The sequence below is a fragment of the Roseisalinus antarcticus genome (assembly GCF_900172355.1).
Classification (GTDB): domain Bacteria; phylum Pseudomonadota; class Alphaproteobacteria; order Rhodobacterales; family Rhodobacteraceae; genus Oceanicola; species Oceanicola antarcticus_A.
In genome coordinates this window covers 1-7,172 of the sequence record NZ_FWFZ01000068.1, presented here as the reverse complement: position 1 = coordinate 7,172, position 7,172 = coordinate 1, and the positions used below count along the sequence as shown (strand labels likewise).

Annotated in this window: 6 protein-coding genes; all 6 read left to right on the top strand. The window is 68.7% G+C overall.

Features of this window, described 5'->3' with window-relative positions:
* The first annotated feature begins 1 nt into the window (after position 1).
* The 6 genes from ROA7023_RS22565 to ROA7023_RS22540 all read left to right on the top strand — a co-directional run bounded on the left by ROA7023_RS22565 (position 2) and on the right by ROA7023_RS22540 (position 7,171).
* Positions 2-1,300 (top strand): M24 family metallopeptidase, encoded by a 1,299-nt coding sequence (locus tag ROA7023_RS22565; protein WP_085881226.1) that lies wholly within the window; start codon positions 2-4, stop codon positions 1,298-1,300.
* 99 nt (positions 1,301-1,399) lie between these two features.
* Positions 1,400-2,389: a thiamine pyrophosphate-dependent dehydrogenase E1 component subunit alpha gene (locus ROA7023_RS22560; RefSeq protein ID WP_085881225.1), complete on the top strand. Its 990-nt coding sequence runs from the start codon at positions 1,400-1,402 to the stop codon at positions 2,387-2,389.
* 10 nt (positions 2,390-2,399) lie between these two features.
* Positions 2,400-3,395, top strand: coding sequence for an alpha-ketoacid dehydrogenase subunit beta (locus ROA7023_RS22555; RefSeq protein ID WP_085881224.1), 996 nt, complete (start codon positions 2,400-2,402; stop codon positions 3,393-3,395).
* Positions 3,385-4,776, top strand: coding sequence for a biotin/lipoyl-containing protein (locus ROA7023_RS22550; RefSeq protein WP_085881223.1), 1,392 nt, complete (start codon positions 3,385-3,387; stop codon positions 4,774-4,776). The genes ROA7023_RS22555 and ROA7023_RS22550 overlap by 11 nt, the downstream gene beginning before the upstream one ends.
* A gap of 18 nt (positions 4,777-4,794) precedes the next feature.
* Positions 4,795-6,252, top strand: a complete 1,458-nt coding sequence (locus ROA7023_RS22545; RefSeq protein ID WP_085881222.1) for an NAD-dependent succinate-semialdehyde dehydrogenase — start codon at positions 4,795-4,797, stop codon at positions 6,250-6,252.
* A 7-nt stretch (positions 6,253-6,259) separates the two neighbouring features.
* Positions 6,260-7,171 (top strand): 2-oxo acid dehydrogenase subunit E2, encoded by a 912-nt coding sequence (locus tag ROA7023_RS22540; protein ID WP_085881221.1) that lies wholly within the window; start codon positions 6,260-6,262, stop codon positions 7,169-7,171.
* The last annotated feature ends 1 nt before the right edge of the window (position 7,172 follow it).

The following is a 7,172-nucleotide window of genomic DNA, read 5'->3' as shown; positions in this document are numbered from 1 at the left end:
CATGTCCCGCGCATTGATGCCTAATCTTTTGACGCCTCAGGATCTTGAGCCCAACTGGGAGTGGCGCGAGCGCCTACCTGCTTGGGGTCATTCGTCTGTGGATTTCGAACGCCGGATCGACCATGACCGTTTGCGGCGGTACCGTCTTGCGCGGACGCGTCAGAGTTTGCAGAACTCGAAGGCGGGGTCCCTGCTTTTGTTCGATGTGAACAACATCCGGTATGTGACGGCGACCAAGATCGGCGAATGGGAGCGGGACAAGATGTGCCGTTTCTGCCTGCTGACCGGGGACGACAGCCCCTATGTCTGGGATTTCGGCTCTGCGGCGGTGCATCACAAGCGCCATTCGGATTGGCTGGAGCCCGATCACTGCCTTGCGGGTGTGGTGGGCATGCGCGGGACGATCCCGCCCGATTTCGGTCTGATGCAGAAATATGCCAAGATGATCGCGCAGCTGATCAAGGACGCGGGCATGGCCGACATGCCGGTGGGCGTGGATTATGCCGAGACGGCGATGTTCCACGCGCTGCAGGAAGAGGGGATCAACGTGGTGGACGGCCAGCAGATCATGCTGGCGGCGCGCGAGATCAAGAACTGGGACGAGATCCAGCTTCTGACCCAGGCGGCCGCGATGGTCGACGGGGTCTATCACATGATCTACGAGGAGCTGAAGCCGGGGATCCGCGAGAACGACATCGTGGCGCTGAGCAACAAGATGCTCTACGAGATGGGGTCCGACGACGTGGAGGCGATCAACGCGATCTCGGGCGAGCGCTGCAACCCGCATCCGCACAACTTCACCGACCGGTATTTCCGACCCGGGGACCAGGCGTTCTTCGACATCCTGCAGAGCTACCAGGGCTATCGGACCTGCTATTACCGGACGTTCAACATCGGCCGGGCGACGCCGGTGCAGAACGACGCCTATGTGAAGGCGCGGGAGTGGATCGACGCCTCGATCGCGATGATCAAGCCGGGTGTCACCACCGACAAGGTGGCGGCGGTCTGGCCGACGGCGGAATCGCTGGGTTTTCCGAACGAGGACGCGGCCTTCGGGCTGCAGTTCGGGCATGGCCTGGGGCTGGCGCTGCACGAGCGGCCGATCATCAGCCGGGCGATCAGCCTGGATCACCCGATGGAGATCAAGACCGGGATGGTGTTCGCGCTGGAGACCTATTGCCCGGCGACCGACGGCTATTCCGCGGCGCGGATCGAGGAAGAGGTCGTGGTGACCGAGACCGGGTGCGAGGTGATCAGCCTGTTCCCGGCCGAGGATCTGCCGATCGCCAACCGGTACTGAGCCTTGCCGCCGGGGGAGCCTCCGGCGGGAGTTTTTTTGCCAAGATGAAGGAGGGGGTGCGGCCGTGCGCGGCCCGCCCCGCCTTCGGGGGAGGACATCATGGCCGCAAAAGCCGCCAAGCCAAAGACGAACAGCGAAGACTATCTGCGGATGTACCGGCAGATGGTGCGGATCCGGGCGTTCGAGGACAATGCGAACCAGCTGTACCTGTCGGCGAAGATGCCGGGGCTGACGCATATGTACTCGGGCCAGGAGGCGGTGGCCGTGGGGATCTGCGAGGCGCTGACGGCGTCGGACAAGATCACCTCGACGCACCGGGGCCACGGGCATTGCGTGGCCAAGGGCGCGGAGTTCCGCGAGATGTTCTGCGAGTTGCTGGGCAAGGAAGAGGGCTATTGCCGGGGCAAGGGCGGCTCGATGCACATCGCCGACCAGAGCAACGGGAACCTCGGGGCCAACGCGATCGTGGGCGGGTCCATGGGGATCGCCACCGGGGCGGCGCTGACGGCGAAGCTGCAGAAGACCGGGGATGTCACGGTGTGCTTCTTCGGGGACGGGGCGACGGCGCAGGGTCTGTGGTACGAGGTGATGAACATGGCGGCGCTGATGCAGCTGCCGGTGATCTATGCCTGCGAGAACAACGGCTATTCCGAGTATACCAAGACCGCCGAGATCGCGGCCGGATCGCTGCCCGCACGGGCGGAGGCGTTCGGCATCGAGAGCTTTACGGTCGACGGCCAGGACGTTCTGGCGGTCAACGACCTGACGCAGAAGCTGGTGGCGCGGGCGCGCAAGGGCGAGGGCCCGTTCTTCATCGAGCTGATGACCTATCGCTATCACGGCCACCACGTGGGCGACATCAACCGCGAGTATTACCGGGCCAAGGACGAGGAGGCGCAGTGGAAGACCGAGCGCGATCCGATCGTGAACTTCGGCAAGTGGCTGGAATCCGAGGGCCTTGCCAGTTCCGACGAGCTGAAGTCGGTGCAGGACGAGGTGCATGCCGATGCCGAGGCGGCGGTGAAATACGCGCTGGAGGCCAAGTACCCTGACGGGTCCGAGGTCGACATGCATGTCTACGCGGCCTGAGGAGAGAGAAATGCGAGAGATTACCCTGTCCAAGGCCGTCAACGAGGCCATCGCCGAAGAGATGCGGCGCGACGAGACCGTCTTTCTGCTGGGCGAGGATGTCGCCGAGGCGGGCACGCCGTTCAAGGTGCTGTCGGGCCTGGTGGAGGAGTTCGGCACCGGCCGGATCATCGACACGCCGATCAGCGAGCCCGGCTTCATGGGGATGGCCGTGGGCGCCGCGATGACCGGGTCGCGGCCGATTGTCGACCTGATGTTCGGCGACTTCATCTTCCTGATCATGGACCAGCTCTGCAACCAGGCGGCCAAGACGCATTACATGTCGGGCGGCAAGCTCAGCGTCCCGCTGGTGCTGCGCACGAACATGGGCGCGACCCGGCGCTCGGCGGCGCAGCACAGCCAGTCGCTGCACGCGCTGGTGGCGCATATCCCGGGGCTGAAGGTGGCGATGCCGTCCTCGGCCTATGAGGCGAAGGGCCTGATGAAGACCGCGATCCGGGACAACAACCCGGTGGTGATCTTCGAGGACAAGCTGATGTACCAGGACAAGGCGCCGGTGCCCGAGGAGGAATACCTGATCCCGTTCGGGGTGGCGAACGTCAAGCGCGAGGGGTCGGACATCACCCTGATCGGCACCTCGTCGATGGTGCAGGTGGCCGAGAAGGCCGCCGAGATCCTCGCCAAGGAGGGGATCTCGGCCGAGGTGATCGACCCGCGCACGATCGTGCCGCTGGACGAGGCGGCGCTGATCGAAAGCGTCCGCAAGACCAGCCGTGCCATCGTCATCGACGAGGGCCACCAGAGCTATGGCGTGACCGGCGAGATCGCCAGCCGGCTGAACGAGAAGGCGTTCTATCACCTGGATGCGCCGGTGCTGCGGATGGGGGCGATGGATGTGCCGGTGCCGTTCAGCCCGGCGCTGGAGGACCTGACCGTGCCGACGCCCGAGGGCGTGGCCGCCGCGGCGCGCAAGCTTTGCGCGGGGGAGATGATCCATGCCGCGTGACGTCATCATGCCGGCCCTCGGCATGGCGCAGGACACCGGCGTGCTGGTGGCCTGGCTCAAGCAGCCGGGCGATCCGGTGGCCGAGGGCGACGCGCTGTTCGAGGTCGAGACCGACAAGGCCACGATGGAGGTCGAGGCCCAGGCCGCGGGCTTTCTGACCGATGTGAGCGCCGAGGCCGGCGCGGATGTGCCGGTGGGCCAGGTGATCGCGCGGATCTCGGAGACGGCGGAGGGCAGCGGCACGGCCCCGGCCAAGGGCAAGGGCAAGGCTGACAACGCGCCCGCCGGGACGGGCGCAGAGGACGCCCCCGCGTCCGACACCCCGGCCCTGCCCGAGGGCCGCGAGGTGATCATGCCGGCGCTCGGGATGGCACAGGATACCGGCCTCTTGGTGGCCTGGGCCAAGGCGCCCGGCGACGCGGTCGGCGCGGACGACCTGCTGTTCGAGGTCGAGACCGACAAGAGCACGATGGAAGTGACCGCCGGCCATGATGGCTATGTCGCGGCCCTGCTGGCGGAGGCCGGCGAGGATGTGCCCGTGGGCCAGCCCGTCGCCATCATCAGCGCGGACAAGCCCGAGGCGCCGGTCTCGCGCAGCGCCAAGGCCGCGCCTGCGAAGGCCGCTCCGGCGCCCGCCTCCGACACCGAGTCCGCCAAGGCCCCGGCGCCGCAGCCGGCCGCGTCCGGCAAGGCCGACACGTCGCGCCAGGTCGAGGGGCCCCGGCCCCCCGTCGAGGCCGGCGGCCGCATCCTGGCCTCGCCCAAGCTGCGCCGGCTGGCGCTGGAGCAGGGGCTTGATCTGCAGCGGCTGGTGGCGGCGGGGTATCCGCAGCCGTTCCATGTCCGCGATCTCGACACGCTGAAGGCCCTGCCCGCCGACGCGCCCGCCGCCGGGGCCGCCGCCGGCGTCCCGGCCGCGCAGGCCCGCCGCCTGACCGCCCATGTGGCCGCGCCGGGCTTCGAGGCCTTCGCCCGCTGGGCCGCCGACGAGGCCGGGCTTGGCGATGCCGACGCGCTGCTGGCCGGCCTCGCCGCCGCCAGCCTGCGCGACGCGGGCGACGACGCCGCGCTGATCGTCGGGATCGAACGCTTCGGCGCCGAGCGGCACTACACCGACCCCGACCGCCCGACCCTGGGCCGCGCCGGGGCCGAGGACCCCGATGGCGCCCCCGCCCTGCGCCTGCGCGACCTGCGCGGATCGCTGCTGGGCACCGTCGAGATGGGGGCCGAGGACGCCCCCGTCCTGACCCTGATCGCCGAGGGCGACGCCCTGCGGCTGACGCTGGAATGCGCGGCAGACCAGCTGGGCGCGCCCCGTGCCGCCAGCCTGCTTGCCGCCTTCGCGGGCCGGATGGCACAGCCCCTCCGGCACCTGCTCTGACCCCGAAAGGATCGCCCCATGACCAAGGCCGACATCCGCTTTGACGCGCTGCACACCGACCTCTGGATCGACGGCGGCTGGCGCCCGGGCGCCGGCAGCGCCCGCTTCGATGTGCTCAACCCCGCCACCGAGGAGGTGCTTGCCTCCGTCGCCTCGGCCGAGATCGCCGATGCCGACGCCGCCCTCGATGCCGCCGAGGCGGCGATGAAGGACTGGGCCGCCCGCACCCCCCGCGCCCGCTCCGAAGTGCTGCGCCGCGCGTGGGAGCTGATGACCGCCCGGCTGCCCGACTTCGCCCGGCTGATCACCCTGGAGAACGGCAAGGCCGGCACCGACGCCATGGGCGAGGCCACCTATGCCGCCGAGTTCTTCCGCTGGTTCGCCGAAGAGGCCGTGCGCGCCGACGGCATGATCACCCACGCGCCCGCCTCGGGCGCCCGCATCATGGTTCAGCACAAGCCCGCCGGGATCGCCGTGCTGGTGACGCCGTGGAACTACCCGGCCGCCATGGGCACCCGCAAGATCGCGCCCGCGCTCGCCGCCGGCTGCGCGGTGATCATCAAGCCGGCCTCGGAGACGCCGCTCACCATGCTGGCGCTGATGCCGCTGCTGGAGGAGGCCGGGGTGCCCGCCGGGCTGGTCAACGTCCTGCCCTCGCGCCAGACCGGCAAGCTGGTCGACCACATGCTGCACGACCCGCGGGTGCGGGTGGTCAGCTTCACCGGCTCCACCGGGGTCGGCCGCAAGCTCTTGCACTCGGCCGCCGACCAGGTGCTGAAACCCGCGATGGAGCTGGGCGGCAACGCGCCGCTGATCGTGTTCGAGGATGCCGATCTCGACGAGGCCGTCGCCGGCACCATGCTGGCCAAGATGCGCAACCTCGGCGAGGCCTGCACCGCGGCCAACCGGATCTATGTCCACAAGGACGTGGCCGAGGCCTATACCGCCAGGCTGACCGCCGCCATGGCCGCGCTGAAGGTCGGCGACGGCACCGATCCGTCGGTCGACGTGGGCCCGCTGGTCAATGCCGATACCCGCGACAAGGTGGCCGCCTTCGTGGCCGACGCCGTGGCCCGGGGCGCGACGGTCGAATGCGGCGGCGAGGCGATCGCGGGCAAGGGGTTCTACTACCCGCCCACGGTGCTGTCGAACGTCCCCGCCGATGCCGAATGCGTCGCCGACGAGATCTTCGGCCCGGTGGCCGCGATCCAGACCTTCACCGACCAGCAGGACGTGATCGCGCGGGCCAACGACACCGAATACGGGCTGGTGGCCTATGTCTTCTCGGGCGACTTCAAGCGCGCGCTGCAGGTCTGCGAGCGGCTCGACTACGGCATGGTCGGCCTGAACCGGGGGCTGGTCTCGGATCCCGCGGCGCCCTTCGGCGGCACCAAGCAATCGGGCCTGGGGCGCGAGGGCGGCCACGAAGGCATGCTCGAGTTCATGGAAACGCAGTATATCTCTGCAAGCTGGTGAGGACGACATGCCCGACGTGATAGCCAGCCCCTCGGTCCGCAAACGCGCCGCCGAACAGGGCATCGACATCGAAAAGCTCGCCCGTGACCTCGGCCGCGAGACCATCACCAACGACGACCTCGGCGGTGGCGCAAGCACTGGCACTGGCGCACGCACTGGCGGCAGCGCCGCCGCCGCCCCGGCCGGCGACACCAGCTACTGGGATGTGGACCACGCCGCCTTCGGCCCCGTGACCACCGAGCCCATGAGCCGCTTCGCCCAGGTCGCCGCCCGCAACCTTGCCGCGGCCAACACCCTGATCCCGCAGGTCACCCACCACGACCAGGCCGACATGCGCAGCGTTGAAGCGTTCCGCGCCAGCCTCAAGGCCGAGGCGCAGGCGCGGGGCATCAAGCTCACCGCGCTCGCGTTCCACGTCAAGGCGCTGGCCCGGACCCTGCGGGACTTTCCGCGGTTCAACGCCTCGCTCTCGGCGGACGGCACCACGCTGATCCTGAAGGATTACGTCCACATAGGCGTCGCCGTCGACACGCCCCACGGGCTGATGGTCCCGGTCATCCGCGACGCCGACCGCAAGGGCCTCTGGGCGATCGCCGCAGAGATCGCGGATCTCGCCGCCCGTGCCCAGGCCCGCAAGATCAAGCCCGACGAGATGGGCGGTGCCTCGATGTCGATCTCCTCGCTCGGCGGCATCGGCGGCTCCGCCTTCACCCCCATCGTCAACCCGCCCGAACTCGCCATCCTCGGCATCACCCGAACCGACATCGTCCCCCGCTGGAACGGAGAGACCTTCGAACCCGTCCCGATGACACCCCTCGACCTCTCCTACGACCACAGGGCCCTCAACGGCGCAGACGCCGCAAAGTTCACAAAAAAACTCACACAACTCATACAAAAACCTGAAAGAATAATGGTCTGAG

Coding starts and splice junctions, on each gene's coding strand:
- ROA7023_RS22565 (WP_085881226.1), top strand. CDS start 2: ATGTCCCGCGCATTGATGCCTAATCTTTTGACGCCTCAGGATCTTGAG.
- ROA7023_RS22560 (WP_085881225.1), top strand. CDS start 1,400: ATGGCCGCAAAAGCCGCCAAGCCAAAGACGAACAGCGAAGACTATCTG.
- ROA7023_RS22555 (WP_085881224.1), top strand. CDS start 2,400: ATGCGAGAGATTACCCTGTCCAAGGCCGTCAACGAGGCCATCGCCGAA.
- ROA7023_RS22550 (WP_085881223.1), top strand. CDS start 3,385: ATGCCGCGTGACGTCATCATGCCGGCCCTCGGCATGGCGCAGGACACC.
- ROA7023_RS22545 (WP_085881222.1), top strand. CDS start 4,795: ATGACCAAGGCCGACATCCGCTTTGACGCGCTGCACACCGACCTCTGG.
- ROA7023_RS22540 (WP_085881221.1), top strand. CDS start 6,260: ATGCCCGACGTGATAGCCAGCCCCTCGGTCCGCAAACGCGCCGCCGAA.